Below are 19,760 nucleotides of genomic sequence, written 5' to 3'. Positions count from 1 at the left end.
CTTTTCCGCCACCGGCCCGTGCGGAAGAGCCGCGTTAAGAGGTTAACATGCTCAACACTGTCCACGCGCTCAGTCTGGAGCCCTTGTATCGTCGCCGCGTTTTTCACTCCACCCGCAAGGTCGACTGTCACGCCCAGGTCGCCAATGAACTGGCGGAACATGACCTGTTCTGGAAGGGCGACGATGTCGATACCGTGCTCTTCAAGGCGGCGATCCAGCAGTTGCAGATCTTCATGCTCAAGTATGGCGCGGAGGTGATCGTGCGTCCGCGCCCCTTCAACGGTTTCGCACTGGTACACATGACCCTGTCGGGCAGTGCCGAGATCGAATCGGATGGCCGCAAGGTGTGCATCCCGCAGGGGCAGACGGCGCTGATCGCACCAAAACGGAATCTGCGCCTGTGGTGGCAGGCAGGCTCCGAACAACTGATCCTGAAAGTGCCGCTGGCACTGTTCGAGGAGTTGCGCGCGATCGGCCAGTGCGGTCCTGTGGAGGTACCCTCGGTGTTCCTGCTGCCGGAGCAGGCCGCCCCCTATTGGGACTTGCTGATCCAATCACTGCTGCGCGTGCTGGCCTTGCCGGCTCAAGGGGCAGAACAGGGGCAATGGGTGCAGCACTTCGAGCGCAGCGCTGCGCAATTCCTGCTCTCGCAACTGACCAGCACGGTCGAACCCGTACATGCCTGCACCGCCGGTCAACGTGCGGCCAGCGAATCCGCAGACAGCCTGGTGGGTGCAGGCAAGCTGCAGCGCCTGGACATGCTGGAACGCTACATCCGCAGCCGCCTGTGCGCGCCGCTGGCACTGGCCGATCTGGCCGGTGCGGCCGGCGTGAGCGTACGTGCGCTCAATGCGCTGTGCCATCAGCAATATGGGGTGGCGCCTATGGACCTGTTGCGCAATATCCGGCTCGACGCCGTGCGCGAACGACTGCTCACGCATCCCGGCGCCAACATCACCGATACCGCGTTTGAATTCGGATTCGGCCATCTGGGGCGATTCTCGGCCTACTATCGCGAGCGCTTCGGCGAATTGCCCAAGCAGACGCGCAGCGTGACACGCTGAAAATATCGGTGCAGGGCAGCGAACCGTAACCCGTCGACCGCACTCAGGTCGCAGCCTCGATGGCCTGCATCCACTGCATGCAGGCCGCCAGCGCCGTGCTCTCACCTGCCGTGACGGCTTGCTGGAGTGCGATGCTGCGCGCAGCGAGGGCATCCCATCCCAGGGCTTGCAGCCCGCCCTGCAGACGATGCAGGATGCGCACCACACGCTCACGGTCAGCGCTATCGATGGCCTGCTGCAGCTTGTCCTTTTCCAGCGGCCAGCTCTGCCGGAAAGCCTCCCGCAATACCCGCTCGAACGGATCGCCCGGGAGCGCCTGCACAGCGGGCGCCAGGGGCGCTGGCGCCGTGTTCAGCAGCCCCGCCAGTACCTCCTGCATCTGTTGCAGCGAAGCTGGCTTGGTGAGCAGAGCATCGAACAGCGCTGCCGGCAATTGCGCCAGACTGCCCGGACCCGCCGCCGTGGTGGCGATGATGCGCGCCTGCGGCTGCTGCGCCCGCACGCGGGTGGCCAGCGCCACGCCATCCAGACCGGGGATGCCGAGGTCGGTGATGAGCACATCGGCCGGACGCATCTGCCACTGCGCCAGCGCCTCCAGACCATCGCGTGCCAGACGAGGGGAGGCACAACCCAGCGTCTGCAACTGTTGCTGCATCAAGGTCAGGTTCACATAGTCATCCTCGACCACCAGCACGTCGAGTCCGCTGGCTACGCTCACCACCTGCGGGGCAGGCGGTGCATCCGCCGTTGCTGGCTGTCTGGCCAGCGCGCGCAACCAGGTCTGCCGGTCGAAGGCACTGACCTGCCGCCAGCCAGCGGCGAGGCTGGGGAGAGGGACTGCATCAGGGCAGATCAGCACGGCCTGCATGGAGCGGCTTGGTGCGCTGGCGATGAAGTCGTCCACGCAGTCCGGTGCGACCAGATGGATCGCCGCCCCGTACGACTCGGCCGCATCACTGTACCCGGCACCCCAGCTGGTGAGATAGTCACGGAGCATGGCCGCCATGTCCGCATCGTGACAATGCAGCACCACGATCTGAGCAGCCAGCGGGCGCAAGACAGGCAGTGTGGGGCGTGCATCGAGCAGCGACAGGGTGATTTGCGCACCGAAGACGCTGCCCTTGCCCAGCTCGCTGTCGAGCGTGATGTCGCCACCCATCAGCTCGGCCAGGCGGCGACACAACGACAAGCCCAGGCCGGTTCCACCGAAGCGCTGGCTGATGCTGTCATCGGCCTGCTGCAAGGACTTGAAGATGCGCTGGCGGGCACCGGTCGAGACGCCGATACCGGTGTCGCTGACCTCGAAGCGCAGCACCATGCGCGCAGGCTCGCGGCGCAACGGCCGGACCGACAGCGTGACGGCGCCCCGGGCGGTGAACTTCACGGCATTGCCCACGAGATTGTGCAGGATCTGCATGAGTCGGCGGGAATCTCCGAGCAAGGGCTGTTCCAGCTCCACCGAGGGCAGGCAGCGCAACGCCAGTCCCTTGTCCAGCGCCAACGGAGCGAACAGTTGTGCGCACTGTTCCAGCAAGTCGTTGACCTGCAAGGTCTCCGAGGCCAGCGTGATGGATTGTGACTCGATCTTGGTGATGTCGAGGATGTCGTTGACCAGACCCATGAGCATGTCGAAGGCATGGCGTATCAGTTCGATGCGCTGCCGCTGCGGTGGCAGCAGATCCTCGCGCGCCAGCAACTCCATATGCCCGATGGCGCCATGCAGTGGGGTACGAATCTCGTGGCTGACCTGGGCCAGGAACATGGACTTGGCCTGGTTGGCGCGGTCGGCCATGCTCTTGGCTTCGCGCATGAGCGCTTCGTGGGCCTTCTGCATGTTGAGGTCGATCATGCCCAGCAACAGCACATCCTGGCCGGAAAAGCGCGTGCGTGACCAGACCGCGCCCAGATGGCTGACCGCGCCATCGCGCAGAGGCAGCTCGGCCTCGATCATGGCCTGGCGCAGATTGTCTCCCACCCGCACCGCCGTGAGGATCTGCGCATAGAAGGAAGCGCTGGGCAACGCCGACTGTTCCAGCATTCGCGCCGCGACCGCATTGCGCAGCACCACCTCGCCGGAACCGGGCGCATAGACGGCGATTCCGACTGGCAGGGTATCGATGATGGTCTGGCTGAACTGGCGGCTTTCGACCATGGCCAGCGCCTTCTTCTGCAGCGGACCGATCACGCAACGGTCGAAGTACAAGGTGGCAGCCCAGACGAAGAGCAGCGCAAACAGGCCCCAGAATGCCCCGGTGGTGAAATTGCCCTGCAAACCGGCCAGCACGTCGTGCCAGGTGAAGGTAAGCACCACCACCCATTCGGGGCCCTCGATGGTCTGGGCAATGAAGAAGCTGCCATCCTCGTGGAAATGACCGACGTGATCATGCGGATCCATGACATGCCGCACATGCTCTTCGATGTGACGCATCAACAGTGCACTGACGCCAGGGTCGGGCTCGCTGAGCAAGCGGGTGCTGCCCTGCCCTTCAAAGACCATCAGGCCGGGCATCTCTTCATCCTTCATGAAGAACTGGCGGAACTGGCTGGCCGGGACCGAGAACACGGCCGTTGCCTGATCACCCTTGTCCAGCGCGATCCGCACGGCCAGCCGGGTGACCGCCGAACGCAGCAGCGGCGCACTGAAGGCCGGGCTCATCCACAGTACGCGCTGGCCGGTACTGCCCTGGGCGCGCGCCGCACGTTCGCGTTCGGCGGCGAAGGCGGCATCCACCGGTGCGCTCATGGCACTGATGAAGGGCGAGGTGCCGAGCTGGCGCACCTGTTGTTCTTCCTCGTTCGACAGCGGCGGTGACACCGCCAGAAAGCCGGCGTCAGCTGTATAGATGAAACCGTCCAGTGTCACCCCGGGTTCGGCCGGATTGAACATCGGCAGGGCCGACGCCTGCCGTAACAGGAGCAGCAGCGCGGCCAGGCGCTGGCGGTCGGCCGCGGTATCGCCGCGGATGAGCAGCGTGAAGGGCACCACCGTCAGGCTCTCCGGACTGCGGCTCATCTCGCCCGGGTCGACGCGCTCGCTGTAGCTGTCGAGCACCAGCAATTCCTTTTTATAGAGATGCTGCAGACGGGCATACATCTCGGCAAACTGGATGACACGCGCGGTGAGACGATCCACCTCCGACTTGATCTGCTCGCGCTTGCTGGTGAAGCTGCCGATCTGGCGCTCTCGGAACTGCGCAAAGGCGCTATAGCCCAAAAACACCATGGCACAGACGATGGCCACCGACAGCAAGCTGGCGCAGCCATACAGCAACCGCCGGTAATAGCGCTCCGACAGTGCAAGGATCTGGCGCGGCATGGATGGCCTCAGTCGCCCAGGTTCTGGAAGACCCGGCTCAGTTCAACATCATTGCTCACGCCCAGCTTCTTCATGGCGGCCACCTTCTGGTTGCTGATGGTCTTGGGACTGCGATGCAGCCGCTCGGCAATGGCGCTGATGGACATCCCCTGGCAGATCATGCGCGCTACCACCAGCTCACGCTCGGACAATTGGGCCAGTCCGCTCTGGCGTGCGTTGACGTTGAAGAGACTGCCCAGCAAGGCCGACGCCAGCGACTGCGGCAGGTAGACCTGACCGTTCCGGACACTGCAGACGGCTTGCGGCAGGTTCACGAAATCGCTGCGATTCTTGCCGATGAAACCGGCCGCACCCAGCTCCAGTGCGCTGGAGATGATCTGCGGCTGGGCATGGGCACTGAGGAAGATGACCTTCATCGCCGGATGCTGGCGCCGCAGCCGCTTGAGCAGATCCAGGCCGTCGGCGTGCGGATCATCATCGAAGGCGTAGTCGCACAGCAGCACGTCCACCGGCTCGCGCTCCAGGCAGGCCATGAGCTGCGCGATGCTCTCGGCCGAGAAGGCCAGGACGAGATCGGGGCAAGTCGCCAGGATGGCTTCGATGCCTCGCAACACCACCGGATAATCATCGGCGATCCCGACCCGTATCGTTGTCCCCTTAGTCGCCATGCTGGCCCCCTCTTTCCCGCGCTGGTTCAATCGTGGCCGTCACACTCCGGCGGCGCTGCATCTGCCGGAAGAAGTCCGGCATCGCCAGCGGTCTGGCGAAATAATATCCCTGGAAGCGCCGTACCCCCATCTGGCGCAAGCGCTGCCACTGCCATAGTGTCTCGATGCCTTCGGCGGTGACGATGGCATCGAATTCGGCGGCCAGAGTCACGATGGTTTCAATGAGGCGACTGTACAGGGAATTGTCCTGCATGGCAGCAACAAATGATCGATCGAGCTTGAGACAACTGATGCGACCGCAGGCCAACTGGTGCAGGCGCGCATCGCCAACGCCGAAATCATCCAGGGCGATGGCGATATCGGCCCGCTCGCACTGGGCAAACAGGCTGCGACAATACTCCGGCCCCAGGTCGGCGCCGCGCTCGGGCATCTCTATCATCAACCGCAGCTGCGGCCATTGCAGTCGGTGCAACCATGCCTGGCATTGGGCCACCAGCGCCTCGCTCTGCAACTGCTCGCCGCAGGCGTTGAAGGACAACACGAAGGGTTGCCGCAGGCACGCCGGCGCCCTCTCCCAGGCCACGCGGACCTGATGCAGCATCTGGCGTGTCGTAGCCGCCAGCAAGCCTTCATCGGACAGACGTTCAAGAAAGATGGTCGGGGCCAATACACCGGCTTGCGGGTGTTGCCAGCGCATCAGTATCTCGGCGCCCTGCCAGGCCCCGTCCACCCCGACGATGGGCTGCAGGAAGGGCTGGAACTGGCGGCGCCGCAGGGCCTGCAGCAAGTGGGCGCGCTCCATGGGCGGGTTGGGCGCAGAGCGCCCGCACTGGGCTGGGGCAAGCATGAAAACTCCGTTCAGGGCAGGTTGAGCGGCGTCAATGGACGCATGTGGTCACTGGCTCGTCCCGTGTCATCGATGAGCTGGAACTCCAGGCGCGGGTGCTGCCATGTCAGCGCGGCATCGTCCTCGGACAGCACGAAGATCTGTTCGCCGTGGGGCGGCGCCATCTGCTCGGGCGCCAGGCGCGGCACGAATTGATGCAGGCCGTCGCTGATCCGCAAGCTGGCGAAGGAAGCAAAGTAGGGGCTGTCATTGCGGCAGACCAGCACCCATTGTCCGGCTTGCCGTTGCAAGCGGAAGTGCAGTGCATCGGCCCACTGCGGGCCCGGATCGGCAACGCCAGGCGGGCGATAAAACACCTTGATCTGGGTATTGAGTCCCAGCAGCAGGCGCGGTGCACCTCCCGGCGGCGGGTCAGGCAGGATCGGAATCTCGTACAGATTGAGCCAGAACACCGACTCGCGGTCCACCGGCAACGGCTCGCCGGTATACAACACCCGGACCTGGCTGATCGCCTGCGCCGGCAGCCGCTGCACAGCAGGCATGACGAACAGCGCAGACTGCACGGTATCCGGTGCATGACTTCCCTCGCCCTGGTCCACCCAGCTCTGCACCACTACGGCATGGGGGTTGGTGTTGGCCAGCCGCAGGCTGAGCTCGCCGGCCCCCTGGCTGAAGACCAGCCGGGTGCGTTCGGGCATCAATCCCGCCTCGGCGCGAGCACCAAACAACATCATCGACAGCAGCAGGCACCGCGCCAACCCAGGCATCGCACAGCGACTCATTGCGCGGCCCCCGTCACGCCCGGCGGCACAGCTTGCGCCGGCAGGAATTCAGCCCGGCGCGGTGCAGCGGTACAGGCGGCCTGCAGCCGGATCAGCGCCTGCTCCAGGTCCTGAGCTTGCAGGTCATAGCGGGCCGTACAACGTTCCTGCTGACCATCGCCCCAACGCACCAACAACTCCCCCTGCAACTGGTCGGTACGCAGATAGGCCTGGCTGCCCTGACCCACCATGCCGATTACACTGCCCTGCGCGTCGAGCACGTCGGCGCCCATGGGCAGCGGGATGGCGTCATCGCGGTGCAGGCGGATCAACAGGGCATGGCCGGTGCGTGTCCTGAAGCTGAGCTTCAGGGTGGCACCGGCATAGGGAATCACCGTACGCTGGCTTTCCAGCAGTTCGGTCTTGTGACTCTTGCTACTGGCCGCCAGCTCGACCACATTGCGATGATAGGGCGAGAGGGAAGGCAGCAATGCGTAGCCATGGCTGTCGATCACGGCACCCTGACCATTGAAGAGGCGCGCACCTTCTGCTCCCTTGGCCTCGACCAGGGCAAAGGTGTCGCCCAGGTAGGGACCCAGGGTAATGCCACCCGCATGCACCGCCAGGGCACCGCGCACATTGCCGGCGGCCTGCCAGTAGTCCCGCCCGCGCGCCAGGTTGACATTGAGGTTGGCCTTGGGCAAACGCACTCCGATGTTGCCGTTGAGGCTGTCCTGCTGGCCGCCCGGCATATGGCTGGCGCCCGCGCTGTAGCTGAGATGGCGCTGGCCGGCCAGCATGCCGGAGACCTGCGTCTGATAAAGATCCTGCTGCTGTGCCCTGACCATGGAGGTACTCAATATCGGCCGCTCCCCGCCCGGACTACCCAGCGGGATCGACAGCGAGAGCATCAACGAGGAGCCCGCTTGCGCCAGCGCGGCCGGCCTCCCTTGCAAGTCATCCGGGTTGCGCGCGACACGGCTGACCTGCTGCCGCTGGAAGGCCAGGTTCAGACTCACACCATTGCGCCACAGGGTCGAATAACCGAACTGCAATTGCGTGATGCGGCTGCGGTCATGATGGAAGGTCTGGGTCAGGCCGGAGAGATAGAGGGAAGCCATACTGCCCAATTGCTGGCTCAGCGAAAGATCCACGCGCGAGTGCTGCTGGTAGCTGTTGGAGCTGGCCAGCGATGAAAAACCGGTACGTCGCGCCTGGCGCTCGCTGATCACATCGACCAGTTCCCGGTAACCCGAGGTCGAGTAGCGATAACTGGCAATCGAGAACTGCGTGCCGGTGGCATCGAAGGCCCGCGAATAGGACAGACCCATCATCCAGCCGCCGCGCGCACCGCCGCCGGTATCGGCATGTGAATAATTCAGCGTCAATCCCGCTGCGCCCAGCTTGCCGGCCAGAGTACTCCCCAACACTACCGACTGATAGGCCGGTGCGGCCCGCACCCCCAGGCTGCCTGTCATGCTGTTGCTCACGCCGCGCTGGTACAGGGCATCGACGAAAGGCAGGCTGGTATCGGTATCGCGCGTTCGTCCCAGCGTGATGCTGTAACGGGAACTGCCGGGCCGCATCGATTCCGGCAAGGCCGAATACGGCACGCTGAAGTGCGAACGCGTGCCATCGGCCTCGATCACCGTGACATCGAGATCCCCGTTGTAGCTGGTCGGATACAGATCATCGATCACGAAACTGCCCGGCGCGACCGTGGTGCGGTAGATATCGCGTCCCTTCTGGCTGACGATGACCTGGGCATTGCTGCGGGCACTGCCGCGAATGACCGGCGCATAGCCGCGCAACGAATCGGGCAGCATGCGCTCATCCGTACTCAGTTCAACCCCCTGATAGGCCAGCCCCGAGAGCAGCTTGCCGGAGGTATAGCTCTCTCCCACCGTCAGTTCGCTGGTCCAGTGCGGCAATGCACGCCTGGCATAGGTGCGTACCGGATTCCAGCGCAGTCCGTTGCGGCTGTCATAACCCAGGCTGCCTTGCTGGCGCAGCCGCCACAAGCCGAGATTGATGCCGCTGTTGGTGAAACCGTAGAGCGAACTGCTGCTGCCCTGGGCGGTATGGGCGTAATACTGGCTGATGCTGTAGTTGAGGAAGCCCATGCTTTCACCGGCATCGTAGAGCGCCGGATCGACATAGCCGCGCGCCACGTGATTGCGTTGCGACTGCGGCAGACTGACGTCCAGCCGCAGGCGGGAGAGATCGAACACGGCCTGCGCGCCGGTGGCCAACTCGTCGATGCGGGCGCATTCGCGTGGACCCAGCTTGGCGATCAGATCCTGCCGCAGATCGAGCAGGACGGCATCCTCGGCCTTGAAACAGGCCGCCGCGCCCAGTCCTTCCACCAGATCAAAGCGCAGCGAACGGCGATGGCTGAAGCTGCCATTGACATACACATCCACGCTGTAGATACCGGGCTCGACATTACCCACCCGGTTGAAACGCGACAGGCTGCCCTTGTTGATGGGCGAGGCCATCTCCAGCGCCTCCAGAAAGCGATAGTCGCTCTCCGGCTGCGCCGCCGTAGCGGCCGGCCAGGCAACCATGGCAGTCCCGAGCGACAAGGCCGAGACGGCCACGCGCCGCAGGGGCGAGCAATGCGTTCTCACCGTCGCCTCCTCAACGCACGGGATAGTCGCGTTGCACTTCCACCCCGACATCGTTGAGCAGACGCAGCTGCATGCGCATACCGGCCAGGTCGGCCGGCATGCGCTCCAGCGACCAGCGCAATTCCTGGAAAGGCTGGATCACGGTGGTCCTGGCCAGCACCTGCCTCTGGTCGCCCAGCAGCAGATCAGCCTGTTGCACCATCAGATGATAGCCACTGGCATTGCGCACGACCATGCTGGCCGCGCCATCGCCGAGCTCAATGGCAAAGGACAGTGCATCCGGTGCCCGCGCGGCATCGGCCTCGGCGGCCAATGCCGCCGGACGATAGAAGACTTTCATGCGGCTGCGTACGGTGAGCACCAGTTGATTGTCATTGACCGAAGCGGCCTTCAGCGCCGGCACCTGGAGGAAGTTGAGAAAGAACAGCGACTCCCGGTCCTGCGGCAGCGCATCCCCCACATAGGACAGTCGCACTACCTGGCCCCCATGCGGCTCGACCCGAAATACCGGCGGAATGACGAGGAAGGGAGAGGCCAGCCCATCGGGTCGGGCGGCGTGACCATCATCCAGCCAGAGCTGTACCAGATTGGGGTGATCGTCGGGATTGCTGAAGCGCAGGATCTGTTCGCCGGCATCGGCCGGATAGACGACGCGTGTGCCCAACATGGTCACACTGGCACTGGCATCGGCGCTCAACATGAAGACCAGCAGCATGAGCAGACCTGCAAGCGGGCTTGTTCTTTTCATCGGAAAAACGGGAGAAGCGCTACCAGGAAGCATCCTGGCAGCGACGCAAGTGATACGAACGGGAAATGGAAGTCCGCACCCGGATGGGCGCATCAGAAGTAGTCGAGGGCGTACTGCACCGATCCGATCACCGAGCCGGCCTCTGCAGCACCGCCTTCGGCGATGTAGCGTACGGCGAAGGTGTGCGAAGCACTGGTGCCGCCAGCGGCGATTTCCAGTCCCTCGGCCGACACGCCACTGCCACCGACCAGCTTGATCGGATCACCGCCGACGCTCTGACGCAATTGCAGTGCCACGTTCTTGGCACTGCCCAGGTTGGGAATGTTGTTGCCGCTGGTGGCGGCGCTGGCCAGGAATTGCGTTTTGATCTTGAGCTTTTCGGTAGCCGATGCCTTGCAGCCACTGACACTGACCACGAAGGGCGTCTCGCCCGCCGAGCTGCCTGCCGCGGCCAGGTCGCCCGTGGCCACGGTGGGCAGCAACACGACCGGATTGGCCGCGCCATCTACCGTCACCTGACAGGTCTGGCTGTTGACCTGGCCACGGAAATTGATGGTACTGCCTGCTGCCAGCACCACTGACGGCGAGACCAGCAGCGCAATTACAAGATGCTTTTTCATGATTATCCCCTGGGAGAATTCGGTTGATCCACAAAGAGTGCCGACACCAACCGCTATGTGTCCGGCACCAGTCGCATCATAGGCAAGCCCGCGATGCGCAAGAATCGGTACACCCCCAAGATATGCCTGGCCCAGTCTGATTGGCACATGGGCGAAATCCCAAGCGCCGCCCGCTGTCGTCAATGGGCGCACGCCCATGCGCAGTGAGGCGCAGGCCCATTGATCGGACGGTTCATGTGCGCGAGCATGCGTGGCTTCCACGTACTCACCGGAGTCTTTCCTTGACCGCTCGCCCATCCGATCGCTGCCGCCCTGGCGCATCTCACCCCAGGTGGCCGTCGCGACATGTGCGGTGGCTGCTCGCGGCGCTCGTACTGTGTCTGTTGTCGGTCCCGAGCCACGCACTCTGCAAGCGCAACAATCGTATCGAGTATCCCTTCACGCCATTGAGCGATGGCGGTTCATCCCAGTTCTGGTTCGGCCGCATCAACCTCGCCAGCACGGCGCTCCAGCCTGCCGGAACCATGCTGGGCAGTGCCGTCGCCACGGCGGCGGAGGCCTCCGGCATCAGCGGCGATACGCTGCTGTGGACCTGTGACCTGGCCGATGCCGGACAAATCTCGGAGGTGTTTTCCACCAATGGCGATGACCGTGTTGGCGGCTTTGCCGAGATTGGCAGACAGGATGGTCTCGCCGGCTTTTACCGGACCTGGTTTCCCGGCGTAGCGATCAGACTTACGCATCTGCGTTCGGGCAAGGTGTTTTCGCGTTATTACCAGTCCGCCCGACTGGACAGCTATGACATCGATGAAGCCCGCAAGAAGATTCTGATCCGCGCCAAACATCTCAGCCCCATCAAGGCCGAGATTGCCCGCGTCTCCGATCTCAGTCCCGGGACGGGTACCAGCAACTGGTGCGGCGACCGTCCGGACACCACGCGACAGGCCGCCGTTCCCTACCGATGCCTGCAGCCCAATGGCTATCTGATGCTGCGCGGCCCTGGCTACAACCGCGCCAGCGGGGACATGGATGATGATGGCGAAGATCACGCGACGCGCTTCCTGTTCTTCGGCGCCGCCAACGGCATCGCCTTCGGCATGCGCCAGGCGGCCACCCTGAGCGTGCTGCCGTCATGCGTGGTCCAGAACGTGACCCCGGAAGTGGTTTTTCCGACGATCTCGGAAGAAGAACTCAGACGGGGCGAAACACGGCAGGTGGAATTCACGCTGGCCTTCCGCTGCGACGAGGGGGTCAATGCAAGACCGCCGAGCGCAGCGGGCACCGACGACAACCAGACCGCCTTCGGTATCCAGGTTTCGCCGGGCGCGCTGGCGGCAGCGCGGCAACTGGGGTATGTCAATCAGGACCAGGGGGTCCGTTTTCTGCTCTCCGACAATTACGGCCTTGATCCTTCGCTGGCCAGAGGAGTGGGCATCAGCCTTAGCGACAGCGAAGGCCAGCAGCCGATGCTGTTCCTCAGTTCGCCGCTGGCCGGACAATGGATGTCCAGCCCCTTGCCGGCCGGACGTAATGCCGGTTGGTATCGGCTCGATACCGGTAATGCAGCACGCTGCCCGCCACCCGCCCCGGCACCGGCAACGCCGGTGTCTCAATTCACGGTAGAGAAGCGGCTGACGGCCACGCTGCAAAAGCTGCCTGGACAAACCGTGGCCGCAGGACGGGTGTTTGCTACCGCCTATGTCATCGTCAAGGTGCAGTAAAAGTGCACAGGGCACGCGGCGTCTGAGGCTTCGCCCGGTTCAGTTCCATCAATTCGGCAACAAGGTATTTCCGCGCTGGCCCCGGCCTCTGGCCAGGCTGCCGTAACCTGCGCGAAGATCGGGCTGCGCATGCACAACCCGTTTCAACGCCACTGGGCAGGAGCGATGCCCGGCACACCCCGCCGGATGCGCTCGCTGTAGTCCTGCTGCAGGCCGCTTTGTAAAGCGCGCTCGGTGATACGCCCGGCCTGGTGCAATTGAGCGAAGCTGTAGCCCGGCGTCAGCACACCGTGGTCGAATACATACTCGGCAAAGTAGCCGGAGAGCAGCAGTCGATAGTCCAGCGGCAGGGAGGACGAGAGACGGCGTGCCAGTTCGAACACGATGGTGGTGCAGTTGCTGGTGAGGGTGTTGTAGAAACGCGGGCGCTCGCACAATTGCGCCGCGCGTTCGAGATAACCGAGGAAGACCTTGCGCAACTGATCCGGACGCAATTGCAGACGATACAGATACACATCCTCACCGCGTGCGTTGGTGCGGGTAAGGATGATGTCGCGCTCATCGGCAGCAACGATGACGGTCTCGAACTTGCGGAAGAATCCGCCCAGGGCGGAGAAGGCCTCGCCGCGTTCGCGCCGGATCTCCAGGGAGAACACCAGAGGCGGACCATCGGCAAAACCGAAGGACACCAGCGTGTGGGCAATGGCCGGCCCCATCCAGTAGGACAGCAGCAGATCGGCCGAGACCAGTTGCGACAGATCAACCTGGCGCGATTCCCAGACGATGTCGTAGTCGCTCTCAGTGCGCCAGGTGAAATTGCGCACATTGTCCAGTTTGACGACATCGCCCCGCACCTGCGACACCAGCATGCGCGCCACATCGTCAGCCCAGTCGCGCTCATGACTGGGGCGGATACCACTCCACCAGCCCGCCATGGCGATACCGGCCAGCACCAACAGCACTGGCCCCCAGCGCAAGGAAAGCGGGAGGCCGGGCAGCCCCGGCATCCCAGCCACCAGCGCCAGCGTCGCAGCCGACGGCAGACTCCACAGTGCGATGGCCGCGATGCGCAGCCATGCGGCCCGCGCAAGCTGGAACCACAACGCAAACCCGCCCCATATCGCCAGGCCCAGCGTGAGCAGGACCAACACCATCATCATCACAGCATGTACCAGCCCCATCGGCATCCATCCCCGGCTTGATCAAGGCGCCGCTCAGGCCCCCAGCAAACTCGCCAGGCGCGGCAAGACCGCGTCGGCATCCTCGCGCAACTTGAAGGCCAGCAATCCATCGGCGCGCGTGATGCCGCGATTGACTGCCACCACCGGTTTGCCCGCAGCGGCCACCATGCGCGCAAAGCGAAAGCCCGACAACACCATCAGCGAAGAACCTATCACCAGCATGGCATCGCAGCTCCGGGCCATCGCTTCGGCCTTTGCACTGCGTGCGGCCGGTACGCCATCACCGAAGAACACCACGTCCGGTTGCAGCATGCCACCACAGGCTGCGCAGGTCGGTACATGAAAGGCGGCATCGGCCTCCGGTTCCAGCCGGGCGTCGCCATCGGGCAGGACCTCGGCCTGCAGATGGACGAAATCGGGATTGCCGCGCAGCAGCTCCTGCTGGATCTGGGCACGTGGATAGACCGTGCTGCAGCCCAGGCAGCGTACCGCATGGATGCTGCCGTGCAGTTCGGTCACCTCGCCGCTGCCCGCCCGCTGGTGCAGGCCATCGACATTCTGGGTGAGGATGCTGCCGAGGTAACCGGCCTGCTGCAGTCGCGCCAGCGCCCGATGCGCTGCATTGGGCGCGGCCTGTGCCAGGCGCGGCCAGCCCAGCATGCTGCGCGCCCAGTAGCGCTTGCGGGCTGCTTCGGACTGGCGAAACTCGGCCCCTTGTATGGGCAGGCGGCCACGACGCGCACCACTGTCGTCACGATAATCGGGGATGCCGGAGGCCGTGCTGACGCCGGCGCCGGTCAGGACCAGCACCTGACGATGGGTCTTGAGCAATTGCGCCAGCGCGGGCAGGAGATCGACGGCCTCCTCGGCAACGGACGGGCTCGGGCTCATGGGCTAACTCGCTGGAAAATCAGGACAGCCGCCAGCCTACGCGAATTCACGCAAGCCTGCAGAGCTCAGGCGTATCGATGCAGGCCGTGCAGTCCACCCAAGGTCGTCAACAGGGCCGGATAAGCGACCAGCGCGCCAACGGCGTTCGCGGAACTGTCCTGGATCCGCTCATCCTGCCGGCTCACCTGGCCGAGATCGAACACGTTTGCCGGATTCTCCCTATAATTCGCCTGCAACTTTCAAGGCGCCCCAGGCCCGCAAGGCCGGGCGGCGCCGACATAAAAATTCTTCCGCCAAAAGTTCGAGGAGCATCAATCATGCGGCTATTACTTCTGCTGCCTTTCATCGGCCTGCTCTGGGTCCCCTTCTACAACGCCGAATTGCCCAGCCTGTTCGGCTTCCCCTTCTTCTACTGGTACCAGTTTGCGTGGGTGCCGCTGACATCGTTCATCATCTGGCTGGTCTATCGTGATGGCCTGAAGAAGGGAGTCCAATAATGGAGGCGTCCAACATCCACTGGACCGCACTCTGGGTCTTCCTGTTCTTCTTTGCCCTGGTCACCGTGATGGGCTTTCTGGCCTCCAAATGGATGGCCGGCGGTAGCAGCAACAAGGGGGCCCATCTCGATGAGTGGGGCCTGGGCGGCCGCAACTTCGGGACCTGGATCACCTGGTTCCTGGTCGGTGGCGACTTCTATACCGCCTATACCGTCATTGCAGTGCCGGCACTGGTCTATGCGGTGGGAGCCTATGGCTTCTTCGCCCTGCCCTATACCATCCTGGTCTATCCCATCGTGTTCGTGATCATGCCCAAGCTGTGGCATGCCGCCCACAAGGCCGGCCACGTGACGGCCGCCGATGTGGTGTGGGGACGCTATCAGTCGCGTCCCCTGGAGTTCGCCATCGCACTGACCGGTGTGATCGCCACCATGCCCTACATTGCCTTGCAGCTCATCGGTATGGAAGTGGTCATCAAGGCCCTGGGCCTGAGTGGTGAACTGCCGCTGCTGGCGGCCTTCGTGATCCTGGCGCTGTACACCTACTCGGCCGGCCTGCGGGCTCCGGCGCTCATCGCCTTCGTCAAGGACATCATGATCTACATCGTGGTGCTGGTGGCGGTGGTGGTGGTACCGGCCAAGCTGGGTGGCTATGGCGCGGTGTTCAACTCGGCACGCGAGGCCTTTGCGCTCAAGGGTGGTGCCACCGGCCTGACCTTGAAGCCCACGCAGTTCCTGCCCTTCGCCTCGCTGGCATTGGGCTCGGCACTGGCGGCCTTCATGTATCCGCATACCCTGACCGGCATCTTCGCGGCCAAGGATGCCAATACCATCCGCAAGAACGCCGTCTTCCTGCCGGCTTATACGGTGCTGCTGGGACTGATCGCGCTGCTGGGCTACATGGCCTACGCGGCTGGCATCAAGGTGCAGGCCAACAACGACGTCGTGCCGGCGCTGTTCAATGGCCTCTTCCCGAGCTGGTTTGCGGGCTTCGCCTTTGCCGCTATCGCCATCGGTGCGTTGGTGCCAGCGGCGGTGATGTCCATCGGTGCCTCCAACCTCTTCACCCGCAACTTCTGGAAGCCCTACGTCAATCCTGGCATCAGCCACGAAGGTGAAGCCAAGGTGGCCAAGGTGGTGTCGCTGGTGGTCAAGTTCGGTGCGCTGGTGTTCATCCTGTTCCTGCCGACCAAGTTCGCGCTGGACCTGCAATTGCTGGGCGGCGTGTGGATCCTGCAAACCTTCCCGGCGCTGGTCTTCGGGCTTTTCGTGAGCTGGTTCGGTGCCCGCGCGCTGCTGTGCGGCTGGGCCGTGGGCATCATCGGCGGCAGCTGGCTGGCCTTCACCGACGGCATCAAGCCGGTGCACAGCTTCATCGTCAGCGGCCAGACCTATACGCTCTACACCGGCATCATTGCGCTGGCCCTGAACGTGGTGGTCGCCGTCATTGCCAACCTGATCCTGGGCAAGGGCTCGCAGCCTGCATTGAAGCGTTGATGCAAAGAGACATCGCTACCTTCGGGTGCGATGTCTCTGCACATCGGCCTGTCGCAGGCAAGCGCCGGCGTTATCCCGAAAGTTGCAACGACCGGCGTAAAAAATGCTCCTCATCGAGGAGCATTTTTTTTCCTTCTTCAAACCGAGGGCAGACCTGCCGGATCAGAACTCCTCCCAATCGGCAGCCCCCTCTTTCGTCGCCTTCTCGGTCTTCGCGCTACCCAAGGCCGGGGTCTCGGACATCTTGGGCTTGGCTTTCGGACTCGGGGATGTGGCGATCATTCTTTCCTTGGGCTCTCGGTGAGCAGGACCTGCCGGTGCCTTTCCCGCCTCCATGGCCCGCGGTTTTGCAGAGGTATTGCGGGATGGTTCAAGCGGGCCGCGATCCGCGGACTCCACCCTGAAGAAGGCGACTGCGCCCGCCAGACGATCGGCTTGGTCCTGCAGCGATTTGGAGGCGGCTGCAGCTTCTTCAACCAGCGCCGCGTTCTGCTGAGTCGCCTCATCCATGAGCGTGATGGCCTGATTGACCTGGCCGATACCATCGCTCTGTTCACTGCTTGCCGCCGTAATCTCGCTGACCACATCGGTGACACGCTTCACGCTGGAAACCACCTGCTCCATGGTCGATCCAGCCTGCTCCACCAGTCTGCTGCCTTCATCCACCTTGGCCACGGTGTTGTCGATCAGCTCCTTGATTTCCTTGGCCGCTGCTGCCGAACGCTGGGCCAATGTGCGGACCTCCGAGGCGACCACGGCAAAGCCGCGCCCTTGCTCGCCGGCACGGGCAGCTTCCACGGCGGCATTTAAGGCCAGGATGTTGGTCTGGAATGCGATGCCATCGATGACGCTGATGATGTCGACGATTTTGCGAGAGGCTTCGTTGATGTCCACCATGGTGGTGACCACGTGTCCGACGACTTGCCCACCCTCTGTCGCCACATGGGAGGCCGCGTCGGCCATCTGGTTGGCCTGGCGGGCGTTGTCGGCATTCTGCTTGACGGTGGAGGTCAGCTCTTCCATGGCAGAGGCGGTTTCCTCCAGGGAACCTGCCTGCTGTTCGGTACGCGAAGAGAGGTCGATGTTGCCGGCGGCGATTTCCCCTGAGGCAACGGCGATGGTATTGACGCTGGCACGGACCTCCGTGACCACGTTGGACAGATTGGAGACCATGCTCCCCAACGCCCGCTGGAGCTGACCGATTTCATCATTGGAAGCGGTACTGATGCGCAGCGTCAGATCGCCCTGGGCGACAGCCTCGGCGGTCGAGACGGCCATTCTGAGCGAGTTCCCGATATTCCTTGCCAGCAATACCCCGATGCAGCCGATCACCACGGCCATCAGGGCACTGATGATCAGCGCAACGGCAGTGGCCTGGTTCTTGGTGTCGGAGGCAGTCTGGGCAGCCGTTTGACCGAGTTTCACGTTGTATTTCTTGTGTTCCTCAAGCGCGCTCATCATTGCATCGGCAACTGGCTGGCTCGACTCCAGGCCAGCGAGCGCTGCTGCCTGATCTGTCAGCGCCTGTGCGATCAACTTGGTACGCAGGTCCTCGTATGCGGCAACGCGCTTGCGTACTTCCTTGAGCAGATCACCGTCAGTGGCATCGGTGAGGTCTTCCTTCTCATAGGTCGCGAACACCTTGTCCAGGCTGGCACGGGCGGCCACCATGCTTTTTTCGGCTTCCTGGCGGACCGCAGGATTGGGCGCTGAAATGTACTTCCTGAGCGAGAGCTGGATGGTGTACACCGCATCAACCGCTCGGTCGAGTTCAAGGATGCTGGGGACGGTATTGATGGTTGAATAGCTGGCCGCCGTATTGACGCGATCAATCTGGTAAGTACCGACACCAGCCAACAGCAGCATTCCGACAATGGCGATGGCAATCATCGCGTAGAGCTTTCTGGCAATAGTCATGGGAAACTCCGGTCAAGTGGCAGCGGATCACCATCCTAACCATGCAGACCAACGGGCAATGAGTGAAACAGCGGTGTAAACCACCCATTTTTCATCAATGCTGCAATAGGCCGCAAAGCCTTTTGCAGACTGAGTTTCTGCGTTTTTTCCTCATCAAACCTCACCACGCCGCAGACCAGCACGGCGCTACAGATTTCCGTGCATCAAGACGCTGGAAATCCTTTGTCGATGACGCTGCGCACATGGCGGCGCAGTCAGGATCAGCTTCCCCATCTCACCCCAGAGAGCCAGCTCAATTCCGACGATACTTCAGCCACTTCGCTGACCTTGATGTTGGTGACACCTGCAACGGCCAGCCATGCGATTCCCTCTTGCCGACAAGAGCCGCAATTCCCCCGGTTTTGCACACAAAACGTCACTACATCAAAGAAAAAGGGCAGCGGTATCGCCTACCGCTGCCCTTTTGCGCCGGGTCTGGCGCGTGGAGCTTCATATCGCCCCAACACCGCCCCCTCAAGCCACCGACTCAGAGTTTCTCGGTCTCACCGCTCTTGGGCTGCCACTTCATGAGCCGCTTTTCGATGACGCCCACCGCCAGGTCCAGCACCAGGGCAAAGATGGTCAGCACGACGATGCCGGCAAAGACGGTGTTGATATCGAAGGTCCCTTCGGCCTGCAGGATCAGGTAGCCGACGCCGCGCGCCGAGCCCAGGTACTCACCCACCACCGCACCGACGAAGGCCAGGCCGATGGAGGTGTGCAGGCTGGAGAACACCCACGAGGTGGCCGAGGGCAGATAGACCGTGCGCAGCAGCTGGCGCGCATTGGCGCCCAGCATGCGGGCATTGGCCAGCACCACCGGGCTGACTTCCTTGACGCCTTGATAGACGTTGAAGAAGACGATGAAGAACACCAGCGTCACCGCCAGCGCCACCTTGGACCAGATGCCCAGGCCGAACCACATCGCAAAGATCGGCGCCAGGATCACGCGCGGCATGGAATTGGCCGCCTTCACATAGGGATCGAGAATGGCCGAGGCGGTCGGCGAGAGCGCCAGCCACAGGCCGATGGCCAGACCGAAGACGGTGCCGATGATGAAGGCCAGCACGGTTTCGGTGAGGGTGATCAACAGGTGTGAATAAATCTCCGCCGGGAAGTTGAGCGTGAAGAAGGTCGTGTCGCCAATACCTACTTCCAGCGAGCCGCTGCCCACGGTGAACCACTCCCAGATGCGCTGTGCCACCTTCAGCGGTTCGCCGAAGAAGAAGGCGGTCTGAGGATTGCGCGTGGCCACGTGCCAGACCAGCAGCACGATGGCCAGTACCATCAGTTGCCAGAAACGGATGTTCTTGTGATTCGGTTTAAATAATTTCCACATGATGCTGATTCTCTTCCCTGATCTT

General features: G+C 63.1%; 16 protein-coding genes. 4 read left to right on the top strand and 12 right to left on the bottom strand.

The features are described 5' to 3' along the window. Window positions 1-47 precede the first annotated feature (47 nt). Window positions 48-1,064, top strand: coding sequence for an AraC family transcriptional regulator (locus ACODSZ_RS13445; RefSeq protein WP_008331510.1), 1,017 nt, complete (start codon window positions 48-50; stop codon window positions 1,062-1,064). Between the two features lie 43 nt (window positions 1,065-1,107). On the opposite strand, the gene ACODSZ_RS13440 is transcribed toward ACODSZ_RS13445, so the two are convergent. The 7 genes from ACODSZ_RS13440 to ACODSZ_RS13410 form a co-directional block, all read right to left on the bottom strand. Then, entirely contained in the window at window positions 1,108-4,380 is a 3,273-nt protein-coding gene (locus ACODSZ_RS13440) for a hybrid sensor histidine kinase/response regulator (RefSeq protein ID WP_488927776.1), read from the bottom strand. Window positions 4,381-4,388: 8 nt separating this feature from the next. Continuing rightward, window positions 4,389-5,048, bottom strand: a complete 660-nt coding sequence (locus ACODSZ_RS13435) for a response regulator (protein WP_034350906.1) — start codon at window positions 5,046-5,048, stop codon at window positions 4,389-4,391. Beyond that, entirely contained in the window at window positions 5,038-5,895 is an 858-nt protein-coding gene (locus ACODSZ_RS13430) for an EAL domain-containing protein (protein WP_175344164.1), read from the bottom strand. The genes ACODSZ_RS13435 and ACODSZ_RS13430 overlap by 11 nt, the downstream gene beginning before the upstream one ends. A gap of 11 nt (window positions 5,896-5,906) precedes the next feature. Continuing rightward, window positions 5,907-6,593 (bottom strand): fimbrial biogenesis chaperone, encoded by a 687-nt coding sequence (locus tag ACODSZ_RS13425; protein ID WP_488927775.1) that lies wholly within the window; start codon window positions 6,591-6,593, stop codon window positions 5,907-5,909. An 80-nt stretch (window positions 6,594-6,673) separates the two neighbouring features. Further along, window positions 6,674-9,286, bottom strand: a complete 2,613-nt coding sequence (locus tag ACODSZ_RS13420; RefSeq protein WP_488927774.1) for a fimbria/pilus outer membrane usher protein — start codon at window positions 9,284-9,286, stop codon at window positions 6,674-6,676. A 10-nt stretch (window positions 9,287-9,296) separates the two neighbouring features. Continuing rightward, window positions 9,297-10,001 carry a fimbrial biogenesis chaperone gene (locus ACODSZ_RS13415; protein WP_175344167.1) on the bottom strand — a complete coding sequence of 235 codons (705 nt, stop codon included), beginning with the start codon at window positions 9,999-10,001 and terminating at the stop codon, window positions 9,297-9,299. Window positions 10,002-10,126: 125 nt separating this feature from the next. Beyond that, on the bottom strand, window positions 10,127-10,654 hold the full coding sequence (locus ACODSZ_RS13410; RefSeq protein ID WP_008331518.1) for a fimbrial protein: 528 nt from the start codon (window positions 10,652-10,654) through the stop codon (window positions 10,127-10,129). Between the two features lie 383 nt (window positions 10,655-11,037). Between ACODSZ_RS13410 and ACODSZ_RS13405 the strand changes: the two genes are divergently transcribed. After that, on the top strand, window positions 11,038-12,375 hold the full coding sequence (locus ACODSZ_RS13405) for a fimbrial protein (protein WP_237713578.1): 1,338 nt from the start codon (window positions 11,038-11,040) through the stop codon (window positions 12,373-12,375). 143 nt (window positions 12,376-12,518) lie between these two features. Here the strand turns inward: ACODSZ_RS13405 and ACODSZ_RS13400 are convergent, their stop codons facing one another. From ACODSZ_RS13400 to ACODSZ_RS13390, 3 genes are all read right to left on the bottom strand, one after another. Further along, window positions 12,519-13,556: an Lnb N-terminal periplasmic domain-containing protein gene (locus tag ACODSZ_RS13400; RefSeq protein WP_488927773.1), complete on the bottom strand. Its 1,038-nt coding sequence runs from the start codon at window positions 13,554-13,556 to the stop codon at window positions 12,519-12,521. Between the two features lie 33 nt (window positions 13,557-13,589). Next, window positions 13,590-14,447: an NAD-dependent protein deacetylase gene (locus ACODSZ_RS13395; protein WP_488927772.1), complete on the bottom strand. Its 858-nt coding sequence runs from the start codon at window positions 14,445-14,447 to the stop codon at window positions 13,590-13,592. Between the two features lie 65 nt (window positions 14,448-14,512). Further along, window positions 14,513-14,650, bottom strand: coding sequence for a hypothetical protein (locus ACODSZ_RS13390; protein WP_488927771.1), 138 nt, complete (start codon window positions 14,648-14,650; stop codon window positions 14,513-14,515). A gap of 114 nt (window positions 14,651-14,764) precedes the next feature. Here ACODSZ_RS13390 and ACODSZ_RS13385 point away from each other — a divergent pair, with 114 nt between their 5' ends. Together ACODSZ_RS13385 and mctP are read left to right on the top strand one after the other, a co-directional pair. Next, window positions 14,765-14,944 carry a DUF3311 domain-containing protein gene (locus ACODSZ_RS13385; RefSeq protein WP_175344172.1) on the top strand — a complete coding sequence of 60 codons (180 nt, stop codon included), beginning with the start codon at window positions 14,765-14,767 and terminating at the stop codon, window positions 14,942-14,944. Next, a complete protein-coding gene (mctP, locus tag ACODSZ_RS13380; protein ID WP_008331527.1) occupies window positions 14,944-16,440 on the top strand; it encodes a monocarboxylate uptake permease MctP in 1,497 nt (498 codons plus the stop codon). The genes ACODSZ_RS13385 and mctP overlap by 1 nt, the downstream gene beginning before the upstream one ends. Before the next feature lie 162 nt (window positions 16,441-16,602). Here the strand turns inward: mctP and ACODSZ_RS13375 are convergent, their stop codons facing one another. After that, a complete protein-coding gene (locus tag ACODSZ_RS13375; protein WP_488927770.1) occupies window positions 16,603-18,357 on the bottom strand; it encodes a methyl-accepting chemotaxis protein in 1,755 nt (584 codons plus the stop codon). Between the two features lie 526 nt (window positions 18,358-18,883). After that, entirely contained in the window at window positions 18,884-19,735 is an 852-nt protein-coding gene (locus ACODSZ_RS13370) for an ABC transporter permease (protein ID WP_008331531.1), read from the bottom strand. Window positions 19,736-19,760: the final 25 nt, after the last annotated feature.

The organism is Herbaspirillum sp. FG34 (assembly GCF_057809315.1).
This window is presented reverse-complemented; position numbering and strand designations above follow the sequence as displayed.